We start from the raw sequence: 17,059 nt of genomic DNA, 5'->3' as shown, positions 1-17,059 counted from the left end.
GGGGAGAGGGATTAGCGCTTCTTCGGCTTCTTCTTCGGCGCGCGCATGCCGGCGGCGATGGCGTGGGCAGCCCATTCGCGCATCGCATCGGCATCGTCGTACACGTCGCTCGGCGCGCGGCGGTAATTCATCGTGTCGGACATGCCGGTCGAGAACATCACGGTGAACCGTTCGCGATGCCCCGCCTCGTCCCAGAGCGCGTTGCTCTCGGCATCGGCCTTGAACCAGAGCTCGCCGTCATGGACGATTCCGAAGATCGTGCCGTCGATGTACAGCGTCGCGCCGCCCATCATCCGGCGCATCGTCACGCTGCCGACCGGCTCGAGCGCCTCGGTCACCCATGCGACAAGGCCCTCGTCGACGGCCATCAGTGCGCGGTGAGCTTGAGGCCCGCGATGCAGGCGACCACGCCGAGGATGAGCAGCGAGCGCGTCACTGTGAAGGGTTCCCCGAACCAGATCATGCCGATGATCACCGTACCGAGCGCGCCGATGCCGGTCCACACCGCATAGGCGGTGCCCATCGGAATGGTGCGGGCGGCGATGTCGAGGAGGAGCATCGACAGCGACACCGAGACGAGGAAACCGAGCGTCCATGGGACGTTCCTGAACCCGTCGGCGAAGCGCAGGCAGGTGGTGAAGCCGACTTCGAACAGGCCGCCGAGGATCAGCCAGGCCCAGGCCATCGCCTAGCGCCCCGCCAGCCGGGCGAGCGAATCGCCGGCGACGCGCTGGACGCGCCATTCGTCCATGCCGACCGCGCCCATCGCGCGATAGAAGTCGATCGCCGGCTGGTTCCAGTCGAGCACCGCCCATTCGAACCGACCGCAGCCGCGATCGAGCGCGACCCCGGCGAGATGGCGCAGCAGCGCGGTGCCGACTCCGGCGCCGCGCGCGGCGGGGGTGACGTAGAGATCCTCGAGATAGATTCCGGGGCGGCCGGTCCAGGTCGAGAAATTCTGGAAGAACAGCGCGAAGCCGGCCGGCGTACCGTCGACTTCGGCGATCACCGCCTCGGCGGCGGGGCGTTCGCCGAACAGCGCCTGCTCCAGCATCGGCTCGGTCGCCTTTACCGCGTCGGGTTCGCGCTCAAACTCGGCGAGCTCGCGCACCAGCCGCAGGATCAGCGGCACGTCGGCGGGCGTGGCGGGACGGATCTCGATCATGGCAGGGCAGCCTCTGCTTCGGGTGCGGCGCCGCTGTGCTGCCTGCGCGCGACGAGTAGGCATCCGGCGACGATCAGGACGGTGCCCGCCACGGTGGCAAGCGTGAGCTTCTCGCCGAACACCCACCAGCCCATGAGCGAGGCCCAGATGAAGGCGGTATATTCGACGGTGAGCAATATCTGCGCCTCGGCGCGCGCATAGGCCCAGGAAAGCAGCAGCAGCGAGACGATCGCAAGGCCAGCGGCGGCGGCGATCGCCGGCAGATGCTGCGCCTCGGGCAAGCGCAGCAGCAACGGTGCCGGAACGCAGAAGATCGCGAGGACGAACACATTCTGGAATGCAGCGATCTCGAGCGGCTTCGCGATCTGCGCCTGATGCCGGGCGATCACGAGGTTGATCGCGTAGAACACCGCCGAGAGCAGTATCGCGGCCATCCCGAGCAGCGCATCGTCGCTCTGCGTCGCGCCGAGCCGTCCGGCGAGGATCACGCCGACCCCGACGAGCCCGAGCAGCGACGCCAGCACCGAGCGCATGCCGATCTGCTCCTTGAGGAATATCGCGGCGAGAGCGAGCGCGATCAGCGGCGCGATGAACGACAGCGCGATCGCCTCGGCGAGCGGCACGCGGCCGATTCCCCAGAAAAAGGCGATTGCCATCACCGCGACCACGGCGCTGCGCGCGAAATGGACGCGGATCGTGGCCAGCGGCGGCCATTTGGGGCGCGAGAAGCCGTAGAGGACGCCCGAGAGCAAAGTCCCCGCGACCAGTCGCCAGAACAGCGCGGCGAAGGCGCCGATCGCGAGCACCAGCCCCTTCATCACCGCGTCCATCACCGCGTAGAGCGCGATGCCGGCGCAAGCGGCCGCGAACGCGGCGGCGACCTGGCTGCCGGGACGGTTCACTCCGCGGCTTGCGCGGCGGCGCTCTCCACGGCCTCGATCTCGGCCGCCTTGGCCTCGACGAGCTTGACGATGTGATCGAGCATGTCCTCGCTCGACACGGTATGATCGGTCACCCCCGACAGATAGACCATGTGCTTGCCATTGCCGCCGCCGGTGAGGCCGATATCGGTCTCGCGCGCCTCGCCCGGGCCGTTGACGACGCAGCCGAGCACCGACAGCGACATCGGGATGCGGATGTGCTGGAGCCGCTCCTCGAGCGTCTGGACGGTGCGGATCACGTCGAAGCCCTGCCGCGCGCAGCTCGGGCAACTCACCACCCGAACGCCGCGATTGCGGATGCCGAGCGCCTTCAGGATCTCGAAGCCGACGCGGACTTCCTCCTCGGGCTCGGCCGAGAGGCTGACGCGGATCGTGTCGCCGATCCCGAACCAGAGCAGCGAGCCGATCCCGATCGCGCTCTTGACCGTGCCGCCGACGAACCCGCCGGCTTCGGTGATGCCGAGATGGAGCGGGCAATCGACCGCGTCGGCGAGCTGCTGATAGGCGGCGACGGCGAGGAATACGTCGCTTGCCTTCACCGCGACCTTGAATTCGTGGAAGTCGCGGTCCTGAAGCAGCTTGATGTGATCGAGCGCCGACTCGACCAGCGCCTCGGGGCAGGGCTCGCCGTACTTCTCGAGCAGATCCTTCTCGAGGCTGCCGGCATTGACGCCGATGCGGATCGCGCAGCCATTGGCCTTGGCGGCGTTGACGACTTCGTTGACGCGATCGGCCGAGCCGATGTTGCCCGGATTGATCCGCAGGCAGGCGGCGCCGGCATCGGCGGCTTCGAGCGCGCGCTTGTAGTGGAAATGGATGTCGGCAACGAGCGGCACGCGACTGGCGCGGACGATCTGCTTCAACGCGGCGGTGCTCTCCACATCGGGGCACGAGACGCGGATGATGTCGGCGCCCGCCTCCTCGCAGCGGCGGATCTGGTCGATCGTCGCCTTCGCGTCGGACGTGGCGGTATTGGTCATCGTCTGGACGGTGACCGGCGCATCGCCGCCGACGGGAACATTGCCCACCATGATCTGGCGGCTGGGACGGCGGACGATATCGCGCCAGGGGCGTACGGACATGGCTACTCTCGGTGGACAGCGCCCATATAGCGTCAGCGGCAGCCGGTTGCGAGCCTTAGATCGAGATGTCGTCGAGCCGTGCGATCCAGCGCGTCCGACGCGTCGATTCGAGCGCATTGGCCGCGTCGAAGCGCTTGAGCGCGCCGAAATCCAGCCCGGTCTGCTTTTCGACGGTCTCGATCGTCGTCTGCAGCTTGCGCGATCGGATCTCCTCGATCGAGTAGGGCTTGAGCCCGCTATATATCTTGGCCTCGTAGAGCGCCCGGACATACTCGACCTGCCCGACGATGAAGGCGGCGGCGACGATCTGGGTATCGGTCTTCTGGAGCACGGCGATCTTCCAGAAGGATAGCGGAATCTGCCACGGCCCGCCGGTGCGCTGCCGCCCGTACCAGGGATCCCGATCGCGGAAGATCGGGCCGGTGAAGACGCTCAGCCGGCGCGTGCTGCTCTGGGCCTTTTCGAGGATATAATCCTCGAGGTTGCCCCAGTCCTCGTCATTGTAGCTCTGCACCTGCGGCGCGGCGTTGGTGAAATGGAAGCTGTCCTCCATGCCGCGAATGCCGTCGGCCTTGCGCTGCTCGGAATCGGTGGCGTGGCTCCAGCAGGGATCGAGCAGCCGCACCAGATGCCCGCGGCTGAAATAGACTTTCTCCTCGGCCCTGGTGCGCACGTAGAAATTGTCGTCGGGCTGATATTCGGGGTCGATGCGGGCATCCTGCCGCCAGGTGTCCTTGCGCTCGGCGGGGCGGACCAGATTGGCGCCGTCGATATTGACCGCGGTCATCAGCGGAAAATGCCGCCGGGCGTGGAGCAATGCCGAGAAATGGAAATAGCGCAGCTCGTGCCCCGCCCCTTCGCGCAGCGGCGCGACGTCGCCCGCTTTGGCACGCGCCCGGTAGATCGGCTCGAGGTCGATCGCCTTGCTCAGAAAATCGGGGCGATAGCCGATTTCGGGGTCCTTCCAGCGCGTTTGCCTGAAGGGGGCATATTGCTCGGTCGGCCAGAGCGAGGATGCCGATACCGCCGGCTCGACCAGCGGCGGAAAGCCCATCGCGCGACCGATCTGATCGAGCGCGCGCCGGGCGTTCTCGTCCTCGAACCGGCTGCGCTCGAGCCAGCGCGAGATCGCGCTGATCCGCACGCCTTCATTGGCGATCCATTCGACCGGCGCATTGGCCGATCGTTGCGGCGCCGGGACCGCCTTGTGATGGAGCGCGACGACCTGCCACTGATCGTTGAACACCGGAGAGCCCGACGAGCCCGGCTCGGTATCGGTCGAGTAATGCAGGAAATTGGACCGATCGCCGCCGGGGCCTGAGGCGGCGGTCTTGAGCACCTGGCTGGCATGGATCGCGATCTGCTTCGGATCGCCATTGGGGTGCTGGATGATCGATACCCATTCGCCGTCGACGACCTTGCCGGTCATCGGGATCAGCGGGAGCCAGCCATAGCGATCGAGCGGCCTGCCGCTCTCGGCGAGCGCCGCCACCGCCACCAGCGTCACATCCAGTTCGGCGCTGGTGATGAACAGCGTATGCGGATCGAGGTTGAAGCCGACCGGATCCGCGAGCACGCCGTCGAGATCATGCTCATAGCCGAATTCGGCCTCGGCCTGCGCGGCCTCGGCAGCGCTGGCGAGGACGTGGTTGTTGGTCATCAGCAGCCGCGGCGAGATCAGGAAGCCGGTGCCATAGGCATGACCGCCCTCCATCGGCAGCTTGATCCGGCACACCGCATCGGCCGAGCGCCTGCCGCGATCGAGAAAGTTGATCGCGAGCAGATTGCTGGTGCCGATGATCCGCTCGAAGCCGTTCGGGTCGCTCTGCGTCTGTTCGACGAAGCCGAGCCGCGTGGCGAAATCCTTGTCGGTCTTCGCGCGCACGACGCGGGCGCGGCGCCGGGCCGCCGGACTGCCGGCACGCGCCCGGGCGGCGGCCTGCGCGATTTCCGCAATGACCGCTTCGTCCTCGACGACCGCAGGCCGCATTGCGATTGGCGAATTCTCGATCGAGGCCATCGGACGTCCCCCCATGCTGCGAAATCGACAGACGCGAATTCGGCCATGCGACGGGTGGCCACTAATGTTTTGATTAGAGAGTCGGGATTATAGCGCGCGCTTGCCCGCCGGCAAAGGCGAAACGGGTCCGAAACGATGAGCGCGGCATCGCCGATGATACAGGGTCAGCGCCATTACGGCATGGATTGGCTGCGCATCGCCGCGTTCGCCCTGCTGATCGTCTATCACGTCGCGATGGTGTTCGCGCCCTGGGCGTGGGTGATCAAGACCCCCCATAGCTATCCCGCGCTGATCGCCCCGATGGCGCTGCTGACGCCGTGGCGACTGCCGTTGCTGTTCGCGGTATCGGGCTATGCCTCGCGCAAGCTGTTCGACCGATCGGGCGGCGCGCGGGCCTTTGCCCGCTCGCGTGCGCTGCGGCTGCTGGTGCCGCTCGGCTTCGGGATGGCGGCGGTGGTGCCGCTCGAGATGTGGGTGCGCGTGCTCGAGACCGGCTACCCGCACAATTACCTCCATTTCTGGGCAATCGACTATTGGCGCGCGGGCAGTTTCTACGGGCGCGAGTTCCCGAGCTGGGAGCATCTCTGGTTCGTCGCCTATCTCGCGACCTACACGCTGCTGCTCGCCGCGCTGATCGGCTGGCGCGGCGCTGCGGTGGCCGCGTGGCTGGACCGCGCCGCGGCCTGGCTGGCGCAAGGGCCGCGGCTGCTCTGGGTGCCGATCGCCGGGCTGGCGACGCTGCGGCTCGCGCTGCTGTTCGTCGTCCCCGAACGGCAGGGGCTGGCAAGCGACTGGAGCGGGCACAGCCAATATGTCCCGATCTTCCTGTTCGGCTTCGCGCTGGCCGGGGCGCCGCAGCTCTGGCCGGCGATCGCGCGGCTGTGGAAGGCGGCGCTCGGCGTGGCGGCGATCGCCGGCGCGGTGCTCGTCACGGTCGAGCTGGCCTGGCCGGGGACCGCGATCCCGCCGCACGCATGGATGGCGCTCGACCGCGCGGCGCGCGTGGCGATGGCGTGGAGCATGATCGTCGCGCTGTTCCATGTCGCCGAGCGCTGGTGGAACCGCGACCATCGCTGGCGCAAGCCGCTCGCCGAGGCGGTGTTCCCCTTCTACATCGTCCATCATCCGGCGATCGTGCTGATCGCCTGGTACACGCTGCCGCTCGCGCTCGGGCCGTTCGCCGAGTTCACGCTGCTGCTCTCGGGCACCGCGCTGGTGTGCTTCGCGGTCTATGCGGCGGGGCGGCGGATCGGCTGGCTCAGGCCGCTGATCGGGCTCGCCTCAAAGCCCGCCGCGATAGCGCCGGCTGCCGCGCAGCGTGGCGCCGCTTTCGAGCGTGACGGTGAAATCGCCGCTCTTGTCGGTCTCGATGCTGCGCACCGCGGCGCGGCGGACGATCCGCCCGCGATGGATGCGCACGAAGTCCGGGCCTAGCCGTTCGGCCAGCGCCGCGAGCGTGGCGCGGTGGAGCAAGGCGCGCCCGCTCCACACGATCTCGACATAATTGCCCGCCGCCGAGGCCGATTCGATCGTATCGGGGGGCACGTGATGGGTGACGCTGCCGTCGGCGACGAGCAACATGTCGCGCTGCGGGGCCGCGGCCGGTGCCGGCCGCGCGAGCAGCCACTGGGCGAAGGCGAGGAACAGCACCGCGAGCAGATAGGACGCGACGTCCTTGCGATATTCGTAGAGCAGGGTCATCGGCCACGGCCCGAAATCATAGCCTTCGCCCCCCGCCGCATAGGCGAGCTTGCGCAGCGCGACCATCGCGACGACATGGACCAGCGACACCGGCACCGTGGCGAGCGCGTGGAGCAGGATCGTGACCGGCCACGAGAAGCGCGGCGGGCGCACCCGCGCGACCAGCCAGCCGAGCAGCGGCATCAGCGCCAGCCAGACCACCACGCTGGTGAGCTGCCACGTCCAGACATGCGTGCGGCTTTCGATCACGCCGAGCTTGGCCATATCCTCGACGGTCGATTCGACATTGGCGATCGACTGGACGACGAGAAAGGCGGCGAGCCCGAGCGCGAGCCACAGGATCCGGCGGCGGCGGAGGTCCTCGCCGCTCGTCCCGCCTTCGCCGCCGTTCGTCCCTGCCCCGTCTTCGCCCATCCCAGCCCGTCCGCCGCTTCTCCCATCTCGATACCGGGCCCGATCGCGCCTCGCTAGCCGATTGCGCATCGACCAACGGGAGGTAGCGCAATGGAACGGCATTACGGGATGGACTGGCTGCGGATCGGGGCGTTCGCGCTGCTGATCCTCTACCATATCGGCATGTTCTTCGTGCCGTGGGGCTGGCACGTGAAGACCGCGCAGCCGCTCGACTGGGTGGAATTTCCGATGCTCGCCAGCAACGCGTGGCGGCTGCCGCTGCTGTTCACCGTATCGGGCTTCGCGACCGCCGCGGTGCTCGGCAAGTCGGCGGGCATGGGGCGTTTCCTGCGCGACCGCACCGCGCGGCTGATCGTCCCGACCTTGTTCGCGGCGGTGCTGATCATCCCGCCCCAGCCGTGGATCGAGCTGGTGACCCAGCACGGCTATGCCGGCAGCTTCGCGCAATTCTGGGCGCATGACTATTTCCGCTTCGGAACGCTCGACGGGATCGTGCTGCCGACGTGGCAGCATCTCTGGTTCGTCGTCTATCTATGGGTCTATACGCTCGCGCTCGCCGCGATCCTCGCGCTGACGCCGGGCGCGGCGCGGTCGAGCTTCGCGCGCTTCGCCGACGATCTGCTGAGCGGGCCGGGGCTGCTGCTCGTGCCGCTCGCCTGGCTGGCGGTGCACATGGCAGTGAGCGCGCGCGGCGCCGAGCCGACGCATGCGCTGATCGGCGACTGGACCGCGCACCGAATGTATTTCCCCGCCTTCGCCTTCGGCTTCTTCCTCGCCGATGCGCCGCGGGCCTGGGCCGCGATCCGGCGCCAATGGCGGCTCGCCGGCGCGCTCGCGCTGCTCGGCTATGCCGTGATCGCCGGGATCCTCGCGGCGTGGATGACCGGACTGGCGCCCGACACGGCGCTCCGCCTGCCCTTCGCGGCGGCGCGGCTGGTGATGGGCTGGTGCGCGATCGTCGCGCTGATCGGGCTCGCCGACCGCTTCTGGAACCGCGACCATGCGTGGCGGCGGACGCTGACCGAGGCGGTGTTCCCCTTCTACATCATCCACCAGACGATCATCGTCGTCACCGGCTGGTATCTGCTCCGCTTCGCGCTGCCGCCGGCGATCGAGTTCGTCGCGCTGCTCGCCGCAACCGTGGCCGGGTGCTGGCTGTTCTATCTCGGCGGCCGCGAGGCCGGCTGGCTGCGGCCGCTGATCGGCCTTCGCCGGCTGGCACCGCAGCCGCGATCTGCTAGGGAGGCGGCACCCCTTCAGGGAGTGCCTTGATGCGCCTCTTGCCCTTGTTGCTCGGAGCCCTTCTCATGCCGCTTTCCGCCCAGGCCCAGGCGCAATCCGCGCAAAAGCCGAAATGGACGCTCGTCATCCATGGCGGCGCCGGGATCATCGAGAAGGGCCGGGTCACCCCCGAGCAGGAAAAGGGCATCGCCGCGGGGCTCAACGCCGCGCTCGATGCCGGATCGAAGGTGCTGGCCGGCGGCGGCTCCTCGCTCGACGCGGTGCAGGCGGCGGTGCAGGTGCTCGAGGACGATCCGCACTTCAATGCCGGGCGCGGCGCGGTGTTCACCTGGGACGGCCGCAACGAGCTCGACGCGGCGATCATGGACGGACGCAACCGCGCCGCGGGGTCGGTCGCCGGCATCACCACCACGCGGCACCCGGTTGCCGCCGCGCGCGCGGTGATGGAGAAGAGCCCGCACGTCATGCTCTCGGGCGCGGGCGCCGATCAGTTCGCGCGTGAGCAGGGGCTCGAGCAGGTCGAGAACAGCTGGTTCGCCACCCCCGAGCGCCGCAAACAGCTCGACAAGATGAAGGCCAACGACAAGCTCGGCTGGTTCGACGTCGACTTGAAATACGGCACGGTCGGCGCGGTGGCGATGGACCAGGACGGCCATGTCGCCGCCGCGACCTCGACCGGCGGGCTCACCGGCAAGCGCTGGGGCCGAATCGGCGACGCCCCGATCATCGGCGCGGGCACCTATGCCGACGATCGCGCCTGCGCCGTCTCGGCGACCGGGGCGGGCGAATTCTTCATCCGCGAGGGCGTGACCCACGAGATCTGCGCGCGGGTGCGCTTCAGGGGCGAGACCTTGCAGGCGGCGGCCGAGACGGTGATGGCCGAGGTCAAGGCGCTGGGCGGCACCGGCGGCGTGATCCTCACCGGGCCGAATGGCGAGATGGCGTGGACCTTCAACACGCCGGGCATGTACCGCGGCAAGGCCTCGTCGAGCGGCGATCGCCTGGTGGCCTTTTACGGCGAGGAATGAGGCGCCTCCTGCTGCTCGGCGCGCTGGCGGCGTCGATCGCGGTCCCCGCGGCGGCGCAGCCTCTCGATCCGCCGTCGGCGATCGCCGTGCATGTGCGCGACGGCTTGCTCGACACCACCGACCTCTCGTGGCTGAAGGGCGCGTTCAGCCGGGCGACCACGGCCGAGAAAGCGGACTGGATCGCTGCGCTCCGCTGGGCCGACGCATGCAGCGCCGCGCGCGAGCGCGAGGTCCGGGCCGAACTTCGGGCAATGGGCGTCGAGTCAGTCGCGCTCCCGCACGCCGGCGATAACGACGATCGCTGCTTCACTTTCGGCGTCTTCGCATTGCGCGCCAGGGCATTCGCCGATTGGGCGAGCTTCGATGCCGCCGCGCGCGCCGCGCGGACCCGATGGGAGATCTTCGCCCACGGGGTGAGGCTGGGTGCGGAGAGCGTGCCGTTCGAACCTGGCTGGGTGAACGGCAATGCCGAAGCAATGAAGCTGCTCCGCGCAGTAGTGCGCGAGCAAGCATATCGCCGCGCGTTCAGCTGGCGAATGCCCGGTCAGGGACCTGTGCAGACCGATCCGGAATGGGCGCTGCTCGAAGCCTATATCAGCGTCGCGGTCGGGCGCGAGGACCACAGGAACACCGAAATGCTCAAGGCGCTGATCGCCGAAAAGGGCTGGCCTTCGATTCCCCGGGTCGGCGCGCCGGCCAGCAACGCGGCATGGCTGCTCGCCCAGCATGCGGACCTCGATCCGGCGTTCCAGCTCAAGGTGCTGCGACTGATGGAGCCGCTGAGCGCCAGGGGCGAGGTCTCGCGCAGCGACTACGCCTATCTCTACGACCGGACGATGCTCAAGCTCAGCGGCAAGCAGCGGTACGCGACCCAGGCGCATTGCGAGGGCGGCAAGCGCCTGCCGCAGCTGCTGGAGAAGCACGACGCGGTCGACGCGCGTCGGGCATGGGCGGGGCTTGGCCCGTTGGCGGAGTATCTGGCCTCGTTGGACGCCAGCTTCGGGCCCTGCCCGGCCAACTGATCCGTTGATGCGTGCCGCATGCTCGCCTAGTCCGGCAGCATGACTCGCATCCTGCTGCTCCTCGCCGCGCTGCTCGGCTTCGCCACCCCTGCCGCCGCCTATTGGGAATATGGCCATGAGACCGTGGCGGCGATCGCCTATCGCAACGTCACGCCGGCGGTGCGCGCCGAGATCGGCAAGCTGCTCAAGCACCAATATCTGCTCGAGACGCCGACCTGCCCGGCGCGGACGATCGAGGAGGCGAGCGTCTGGCCCGATTGCATCAAGGAGCTCGGGCCGCGCTTCAGCTATGCCTATAACTGGCACTATCAGAATGTGAACGTCTGCAAGGACTTCACGCTCAAGGGCAATTGCCCCGACGGCAATTGCGTCTCGGCGCAGATCGAGCGCGCCAGCAAGCTGCTCAAGGACCGCAAGGTGCCGGTGCGCGAGCGGGTGATGGCGCTGGCGTTCCTCGTCCATTTCGTCGGCGACCTGCACCAGCCGCTCCATGCCGGCGACCGCGGCGATCTCGGCGGCAACCGCGCCAAATCGAGCTACGGCATCTACGCGACCGACCGGCTCAACCTCCACAGCATCTGGGACGGGCTGCTCGCCGAGCGCGCGATCTCGACGCCGCCCTCGCTGGTGCGCGTCTATTCGGCCGAGGAGCGCGCCGCAGTGAATGGCGGCAGCGTCGAGGACTGGAGCCGCGACAGCTGGCAGATCGCCCGCGACGTTGCCTATGCCAGCGCCTATGGCGATCCGTGCGGGCCGGTGCCCGAGCGCGCGAAGCTCGACGAGGCGACGATCGAGAAGCTGGTCGAGCCGGCGCGGCAGCAGATCGTCAAGGGTGGGCTGAGGCTCGCTCGGCTGCTGGATGAAGCTTTGGGGTAGATTCAAAGGAGCCCCTCCCCTTCAGGGGAGGGGTTGGGGTGGGGCAGTGCGCCAGGCGGGATGGTCTCGGTGAGACATCCCATCCCCTCCCCTGAAGGGGAGGGGCTAAAGAGAGCTAGGCCGTAGACTCATAAACGCGAAGCCACAGCCGCATTGAAGCGAGTTGGACCATCGCGAGGAAGTTCTCAGCCAGCTTGTCATAGCGCGTTGCGACGCGGCGAAAGTGCTTCAGCTTGGAGAAGAAGCGCTCAATCAGGTTTCGCTCACGGTAGAGCCACGTGCTGAAATAGGGCTTGGAACGCCGATTGGCCTTGGGCGGGATATTGGCGAATGCACCTTTCTCGCGGAGGGATGCTCGGATGCGATCGGCATCGTAGGCTTTATCTGCGAGCACGATTGTTCCCGCGCTTACATGGTCGAGGAGGTCGTCGGCAGCTTGGCCGTCGTGGCTTTGCCCAGCGGTCAGGCTCAGCCGGATCGGGAGGCCTTGCCCATCGACGACCGCGTGGATTTTGGTAGTGAGCCCGCCTCGGGAACGACCGAGACAATGATCTCGATCCCCCTTTTTGCCGTCGCGGCCTGCTGATGGGCGCGAACGGAAGTGCTATCGATCATCTGGATGTCGCGGTCGTGTGCAGCGGTGATCGCATCCATCATGCGATCCCAGACACCCACCTTCCGCCATCGCACGAAGCGGTTGTAGCATGTGGTTCGCGGTCCGTAGCGTTCAGGCAGGTCGCGCCATGGCGCACCTGATCGCAACACCCAGAAGATGCCATTCAGCACGCGGCGATCGTCAACGCGCGCCACGCCTCGTGGTTTGTTGGGCAGTATCGGCTCGATCACGCGCCACTCGAAGTCGGTCAGGTCATATCGGCTCATGCCGGTGCTGAATCAGAAATCGACGGTCTACGAAAGGGGCGAAAAATCAAACCTTGCGGGCCATGGCTATCCATCGTTACCACCACCCGATGGACGGATTAATGATCCACGCTGGCGCTTGCGACTTCTGCGACCATCAGGGCTGGCTTGGCTTCTACCTATGCGGTGATCAGGAGACCATCGTCCTCCTCTGCGACGAGTGTGACACTGTATATTCGTCTCCGCTGGACAAAAATCGAGGAAACCCCACGCGGTTAAGCGACGCCCCAGAATATCGGGTCGAAGCACTCAACGTCTCCATCGCGGGCGGCCGCGATGCGACGCGCGCCGAAGTGGCTGCGAAAGGATGGGGCGCCTATGTCGAAGGCGAATATGCCTATCACGTCAAAGGCAGAGGTCGACCTTAGCTGTCGACCCACCGCCGGCTACTTTAATAATTTATGAGTTCACGACCTAGTCCTTGTCTCCCCAACGCCAGCGCCAGCCACCGCGCGTGCGCCGCGCGGCGATGACGATCAGGCCCCATGTCAGGACGGCGGTCAGTGGTGTCCATAGATACCAGAGGCGTGGAAACAGCGTCACTGTGCCCACGGTCACTATCAGATAAACGGCGAGCACCACCCAGCCCTGCCACGCGATCGGCAGGCCGGAACCATAGCCGTAACGTTTGGGGGCGAACCACTCACCGTTAGCCATGGCCCGCGTCCTTGTCGCTATCCCCCCAGCGCCAGCGCCAGCCGCCGTCGGTCTTGAGCCAGCAGATCCAGAGGAAGCCGCCGAACAGCGGCAGGAACAGCAGCTGGTAGAGCGCGCTGCGCTCGGCGAGCTTGGCGATACCGACGGCGATCAGCAGCGTTCCGAGCGTCAGCGCCCAGCCCTGCCAGGTCGCAGGGACCACGCCCCAGCCATAGCGCTTCTGCGCGAACCAATAGCCGGGGCGGACGCGATACCCGTCGCGGATCGACCGCGGCATCATGCCAGCGCCATCGCGATCCCGCCGGCGAGCAGCATCAGTGCCGCGCCGACGAGCCAGGGAAGCCGCTTCGCACTGCTGTGAAATGCCATCAACATCTCGTTTCTCCCGTTGCCTTCAACCCTTGGCGTAGCTCTCGAGGAACCCGCATCGACCGCAGCGCCATGTCTGGATGTCGATCGGGTCTTGCGCGAATTTGAGGCCGAGCAGCCAGTTCTTCTTCGGCTGCCCCTTCACCCAGCTCGCGGCGCGGCGATAGGTGTCGCGGCCGGTGAGGACGAAGCCCTCTTCCATCGTGCCCTGGCATCGCGGGCAGCTGTTCGATCGCATCATTGATCCTCCTTCGGCGGACGCCCGCGCCGCGCGCGGACCGGCTCCGCCAGCTTGACCCCGCGCCGTCCCAGCGCCTCGCGCAGCAGGCATTCGACCTGCGCGTTGACGCTGCGCAGGTCGCTCGCCGCGCTCCGCTCGATCGCCGCGTAGAGCGCGGGATCGAGACGGAGCGGGAAGGCTTTCTTGGGGGGTACCGACACGCGCCCGTCCTATTGGTAGAGCGAGCCTGCATTGACGATCGGCTGGGTGTCGCGCTCGCCGCACAGCACCACCATCAGATTCGAGACCATCGCCGCGCGGCGCTCGTCGTCCAATTCGACGACATTCTTGGCGCTCAACTGGTCGAGCGCCATCTCGACCATGCCGACCGCGCCCTCGACCAGCGTCTGGCGCGCCGCGACCACCGCCTGCGCCTGCTGGCGCCGCAGCATCGCCCCGGCGATCTCCTGCGCATAGGCGAGATGGGTGAAGCCGCATTCGTCGACGGTGATCCCGGCGACCGCGAGCCGTGCGATCAGCTCGGTGCGCAGCTCGCTGCCGACCTGATCGTGATTGCCGCGCAGCGTGACTTCCTGATGCTCGAAATCGTCATAGGGATAGCGCGAGCCGATCGTGCGCACCGCCGCCTCGATCTGGACGTTCACGAAAGCGCGGTAATCGTCGACGTCGAACAGCGCCTGCGCGGTATCGGTTACCCGCCACACCACCTGCGCCGCCATCTCGATCGGATTGCCGCGCAGATCGTTCACCTTGATCCGCTCGGAGATGATGTTGTTGGCGCGGACCGAGACCTTCTTCTTGAGCATCCACGGCCACGTCCAGCGCAGCCCGGTGGTGCGATCGGTGCCGCGATAATCGCCGAACAACAGGATCGCCGCGGCCTGATTGGGCTGGAGCAGATAGAAGCCGACGATCACGAACAGGAACAGGATCGCCGAGGCGAACAGCAGCAGGACCACGAAGGCGTCCGCCATGCGATCGATCTGGCTGATCGCCAGCACCACGCCTGCGACCGGCAGCAGCAGCACGATGAGCATGCCATAGCCGCTCATGGTGTGCGCCGTGCGCTCGCTGCTCTGCCGCAGAGCCGGTGCGGCACCACGAATGTCCGTCATTCCAACCTCCCGTTAATGTGATATCACTTTTATATCGAACTTTACCGGGGCGCAAGCGCAATCGGCGGACATGCGAACGCCGCCGATCCCGGGGACCGACGGCGTACGTCCAGTTCCTGCTGTCCGAAAAATCTCTATCGTCATCCCGGATGTCAGGCTTTCCCCGAAAACCGCGAGGTTTTCGGCTGGAAAGCCTTGCAGTCCGGGATCCACCTCTCCGCTGGAGGCTTGCCTCACGGTGGATCCCGGACAGCTCGATTTTCTGATCAAATCAAAGATTTGAAGAAAATCGGCTTCCGGGATGACGGATTGCGGGAGGCCTCAGTTGATGACGATGGTCACCGCGCGGCGGTTCTGCGCCCAGCTGGCCTCGTCCGAGCCCAGCGCGATCGGGCGCTCCTTGCCGTAGCTGATCGTGGTGATCCGGGTCGGCGAGACACCGCGCGCGGCGAGATAGTTCTTCGCGGCGTTGGCGCGGCGATCGCCGAGGCCGAGATTATACTCGCGGGTGCCGCGCTCGTCGGCATGGCCCTCGATCGTGATCCGCGCCTCGGCATGCGCGACGAGCCACGCCGCCTGGCTGTCGAGAATGCCGCGCGCTTCCGAATCGATGTCGTACTGGTCGAGCGCGAAATGGATCGTGTCGCTGGTGACCTCGCGCTTGAACTGCTCGTTCAGGCGGCCGGCGAGCGTATCGCTGCTCTCGCCGCCGTCGGTGACCGGAGTGGTGTTCTCGGTGGGTGCGGGCGGCAGTTCGGCGGGCCGCTTCTTGGCGCAGCCGGCAGTGGCGACAAGCGCCAGGCCCAGGACCAGGCTGGTCGTCATCTTGGCCATCGTCATTCCTCCTCTATTCTCGTTCATCTAAAGCAACCCGTTTGCGTAACGTTTCAGGGGCGGATGGGTCCCCAGCTCGGATCCGAGCCGTCGAGCGGCGTCGGGATCTTGCGCGCATTGACGCCGGTGAGATCGACCGACCACAGGTCCGGCCGGCCCGAGCCCTGCGCGGCGCGGAAGAACATCAGCACGCGGCCGTTGGGCGACCAGGTCGGCCCTTCGTCGCCCCAGGCATTGGTGAGCAGCTTCTCGCCGCCGCCGCCGGCGTTCATCACGCCGATGCGGAAGGCGCCGCCGCCGGTGCGGGTGAAGGCGATCAGATCGCCGCGCGGGCTCCACACCGGCGTGGCGTAGCGCCCGCCGCCGAAGCTGATCCGCTTCTGGTTCGAGCCGTCGGCGTTCATCACGTAGAGCTGCTGGGTGCCGCCGCGATCGCTCTCGAAGACGATCTTCGAGCCGTCGGGCGAATAGCTGCCGCCGGTATCGATGCCGGGCGCGTTGGTCAGCCGCTGCGGCTGGCCGCCGCCGGTGCCGATCCGGTAGAGGTCGCTATTCCCCGCCACCGACATCGAGAACAGGATGGAGCGGCCGTCGGGCGAGAAATGCGGCGCGAAATTCTGGCTGACATTGTCGACCAGCCGGCGGTTGGTGCGCGCCGACATGTCGTAGATCCAGATCGACGGGCGGCGATTCTCGTAGCTCATATAGACGATCGCGTTCTGCTTCGGCGACATGCGCGGGGTGAGCACGATGTTCTGGCCGTTGGTCAGGAAGCGATGGTTGGCACCGTCCTGGTCCATGATCGCGATCTGCTTGCGGCGCTTCCCCTTGGGCCCCTGCTCGGCGACATAGACGATCTGGCTGTCGAAATAGGGGCCCTCGCCGGTGAGCCGGGTATAGATCGAATCGGCGCATTTGTGCGCGGCGCGGCGCCAGTCGCCGGGCGCGACGACGAAGCCCTGGCGGACCAGCTCGGTCTGCGCGGCGAGATCGTAGAGATAGCAGCCGATCGTCAGCGTGCCGTTGCCATTGGCGCGGACATAGCCCTGGACCAGCGCCTGCCCGCCGCTCCAGCCGGCATAATTGGGCTGGGTGACTTCGGAATAGGCGATCGCGCGGGCGGCACCGGGGCCGACGGTCTTGAACAGCCCGGTGTTGCGCAGATCGTCGTCGACGATCTGGGCGAGGCGGCGGCCGAGATCGTCGGTCGAGCCCGCCGCGGTCGAAGTGACCGCCGAGGTGGGCATCGCCGGGATCAGGATCGGCAGCGGCGCCGACATGCCGCCCTCGACATCGACGACGAGCCCGCCCGACTGATCATCCTGCACCGGCGCGGCGCCGATCGGCGGCGGCGCGACCTGCGCCTGCGCGATACCCGCGGAGCTGGCCATCAATGCGGCCAGCGCGATCTTCAAGGTTCGCATCTCTGTC

At 67.2% G+C, this 17,059-nt stretch carries 20 protein-coding genes and 1 pseudogene; 6 read left to right on the top strand and 15 right to left on the bottom strand.

Features of this window, described 5'->3' with window-relative positions; translation table 11 throughout:
* Positions 1-11 precede the first annotated feature (11 nt).
* From E5A74_RS16195 to E5A74_RS16170, 6 genes are read right to left on the bottom strand one after another with little or no spacing between them, the layout of a single operon-like run.
* Positions 12-368: a TfoX/Sxy family protein gene (locus E5A74_RS16195; RefSeq protein WP_135986661.1), complete on the bottom strand. Its 357-nt coding sequence runs from the start codon at positions 366-368 to the stop codon at positions 12-14.
* The gene (locus E5A74_RS16190; RefSeq protein WP_135986660.1) at positions 368-685 is read right to left on the bottom strand and encodes a DMT family transporter; all 318 of its coding nucleotides are present in this window, start codon (positions 683-685) and stop codon (positions 368-370) included. Before E5A74_RS16190 ends, E5A74_RS16195 begins: the two co-directional genes overlap by 1 nt.
* Before the next feature lie 3 nt (positions 686-688).
* Positions 689-1,165 (bottom strand): GNAT family N-acetyltransferase, encoded by a 477-nt coding sequence (locus tag E5A74_RS16185; RefSeq protein WP_135986659.1) that lies wholly within the window; start codon positions 1,163-1,165, stop codon positions 689-691.
* Complete coding sequence (locus E5A74_RS16180) at positions 1,162-2,067, bottom strand: DMT family transporter (RefSeq protein WP_135986658.1); 906 nt, start codon at positions 2,065-2,067, stop codon at positions 1,162-1,164. Before E5A74_RS16180 ends, E5A74_RS16185 begins: the two co-directional genes overlap by 4 nt.
* Positions 2,064-3,188 (bottom strand): flavodoxin-dependent (E)-4-hydroxy-3-methylbut-2-enyl-diphosphate synthase, encoded by a 1,125-nt coding sequence (gene ispG, locus E5A74_RS16175; protein WP_135986657.1) that lies wholly within the window; start codon positions 3,186-3,188, stop codon positions 2,064-2,066. The genes E5A74_RS16180 and ispG overlap by 4 nt, the downstream gene beginning before the upstream one ends.
* Before the next feature lie 55 nt (positions 3,189-3,243).
* Positions 3,244-5,178, bottom strand: a complete 1,935-nt coding sequence (locus tag E5A74_RS16170; protein WP_166745631.1) for a DNA/RNA non-specific endonuclease — start codon at positions 5,176-5,178, stop codon at positions 3,244-3,246.
* 165 nt (positions 5,179-5,343) lie between these two features.
* Between E5A74_RS16170 and E5A74_RS16165 the strand changes: the two are divergent.
* A pseudogene (locus tag E5A74_RS16165) lies at positions 5,344-6,429 on the top strand (acyltransferase family protein); the annotation flags it as partial.
* A gap of 60 nt (positions 6,430-6,489) precedes the next feature.
* On the opposite strand, the gene E5A74_RS21275 reads toward E5A74_RS16165, so the two are convergent.
* Positions 6,490-7,323 (bottom strand): LytTR family DNA-binding domain-containing protein, encoded by an 834-nt coding sequence (locus E5A74_RS21275; protein ID WP_240699851.1) that lies wholly within the window; start codon positions 7,321-7,323, stop codon positions 6,490-6,492.
* Positions 7,324-7,413: 90 nt separating this feature from the next.
* Here E5A74_RS21275 and E5A74_RS16155 point away from each other — a divergent pair, with 90 nt between their 5' ends.
* Genes E5A74_RS16155 through E5A74_RS16140 form a run of 4 tightly spaced genes read left to right on the top strand, consistent with a single transcriptional unit; the run spans position 7,414 to position 11,491 of the window.
* Entirely contained in the window at positions 7,414-8,595 is a 1,182-nt protein-coding gene (locus E5A74_RS16155) for an acyltransferase family protein (RefSeq protein WP_135986653.1), read from the top strand.
* Positions 8,596-8,630: 35 nt separating this feature from the next.
* The gene (locus E5A74_RS16150; RefSeq protein ID WP_240699850.1) at positions 8,631-9,593 is read left to right on the top strand and encodes an isoaspartyl peptidase/L-asparaginase family protein; all 963 of its coding nucleotides are present in this window, start codon (positions 8,631-8,633) and stop codon (positions 9,591-9,593) included.
* A complete protein-coding gene (locus tag E5A74_RS16145; RefSeq protein ID WP_135986651.1) occupies positions 9,590-10,615 on the top strand; it encodes a DUF6624 domain-containing protein in 1,026 nt (341 codons plus the stop codon). Before E5A74_RS16150 ends, E5A74_RS16145 begins: the two co-directional genes overlap by 4 nt.
* A gap of 39 nt (positions 10,616-10,654) precedes the next feature.
* A complete protein-coding gene (locus E5A74_RS16140; protein ID WP_135986650.1) occupies positions 10,655-11,491 on the top strand; it encodes a S1/P1 nuclease in 837 nt (278 codons plus the stop codon).
* Between the two features lie 115 nt (positions 11,492-11,606).
* Here the strand turns inward: E5A74_RS16140 and E5A74_RS16135 are convergent.
* Positions 11,607-12,373 (bottom strand): IS5 family transposase gene (locus E5A74_RS16135; protein WP_135986649.1). Its coding sequence is split into 2 segments (ribosomal slippage): positions 11,607-12,061 and positions 12,061-12,373, totalling 768 coding nucleotides; the frame shifts between segments, so codons are not numbered across the junction.
* Positions 12,374-12,435: 62 nt separating this feature from the next.
* Here E5A74_RS16135 and E5A74_RS16130 point away from each other — a divergent pair.
* The gene (locus E5A74_RS16130) at positions 12,436-12,780 is read left to right on the top strand and encodes a hypothetical protein (RefSeq protein ID WP_135986648.1); all 345 of its coding nucleotides are present in this window, start codon (positions 12,436-12,438) and stop codon (positions 12,778-12,780) included.
* Between the two features lie 46 nt (positions 12,781-12,826).
* On the opposite strand, the gene E5A74_RS16125 is transcribed toward E5A74_RS16130, so the two are convergent.
* From E5A74_RS16125 to tolB, 7 genes are all read right to left on the bottom strand, one after another.
* Entirely contained in the window at positions 12,827-13,069 is a 243-nt protein-coding gene (locus E5A74_RS16125) for a hypothetical protein (RefSeq protein WP_135986647.1), read from the bottom strand.
* Complete coding sequence (locus tag E5A74_RS16120) at positions 13,062-13,349, bottom strand: hypothetical protein (protein WP_206365891.1); 288 nt, start codon at positions 13,347-13,349, stop codon at positions 13,062-13,064. The genes E5A74_RS16125 and E5A74_RS16120 overlap by 8 nt, the downstream gene beginning before the upstream one ends.
* Positions 13,350-13,463: 114 nt before the next feature.
* Positions 13,464-13,679 carry a PF20097 family protein gene (locus E5A74_RS16115; protein WP_135986646.1) on the bottom strand — a complete coding sequence of 72 codons (216 nt, stop codon included), beginning with the start codon at positions 13,677-13,679 and terminating at the stop codon, positions 13,464-13,466.
* Positions 13,676-13,879 (bottom strand): type II toxin-antitoxin system antitoxin, encoded by a 204-nt coding sequence (locus E5A74_RS16110; RefSeq protein WP_135986645.1) that lies wholly within the window; start codon positions 13,877-13,879, stop codon positions 13,676-13,678. The genes E5A74_RS16115 and E5A74_RS16110 overlap by 4 nt, the downstream gene beginning before the upstream one ends.
* 9 nt (positions 13,880-13,888) lie before the next feature.
* Positions 13,889-14,794, bottom strand: coding sequence for an SPFH domain-containing protein (locus E5A74_RS16105; RefSeq protein ID WP_135986644.1), 906 nt, complete (start codon positions 14,792-14,794; stop codon positions 13,889-13,891).
* A gap of 321 nt (positions 14,795-15,115) precedes the next feature.
* Positions 15,116-15,628: a peptidoglycan-associated lipoprotein Pal gene (pal, locus tag E5A74_RS16100; RefSeq protein WP_135986643.1), complete on the bottom strand. Its 513-nt coding sequence runs from the start codon at positions 15,626-15,628 to the stop codon at positions 15,116-15,118.
* Positions 15,629-15,681: 53 nt separating this feature from the next.
* Positions 15,682-17,052: a Tol-Pal system beta propeller repeat protein TolB gene (gene tolB, locus E5A74_RS16095; protein WP_420822504.1), complete on the bottom strand. Its 1,371-nt coding sequence runs from the start codon at positions 17,050-17,052 to the stop codon at positions 15,682-15,684.
* Positions 17,053-17,059: the final 7 nt, after the last annotated feature.

The organism is Sphingomonas naasensis (assembly GCF_004792695.1).
GTDB lineage: Bacteria > Pseudomonadota > Alphaproteobacteria > Sphingomonadales > Sphingomonadaceae > Sphingomonas > Sphingomonas naasensis.
This window is presented reverse-complemented; position numbering and strand designations above follow the sequence as displayed.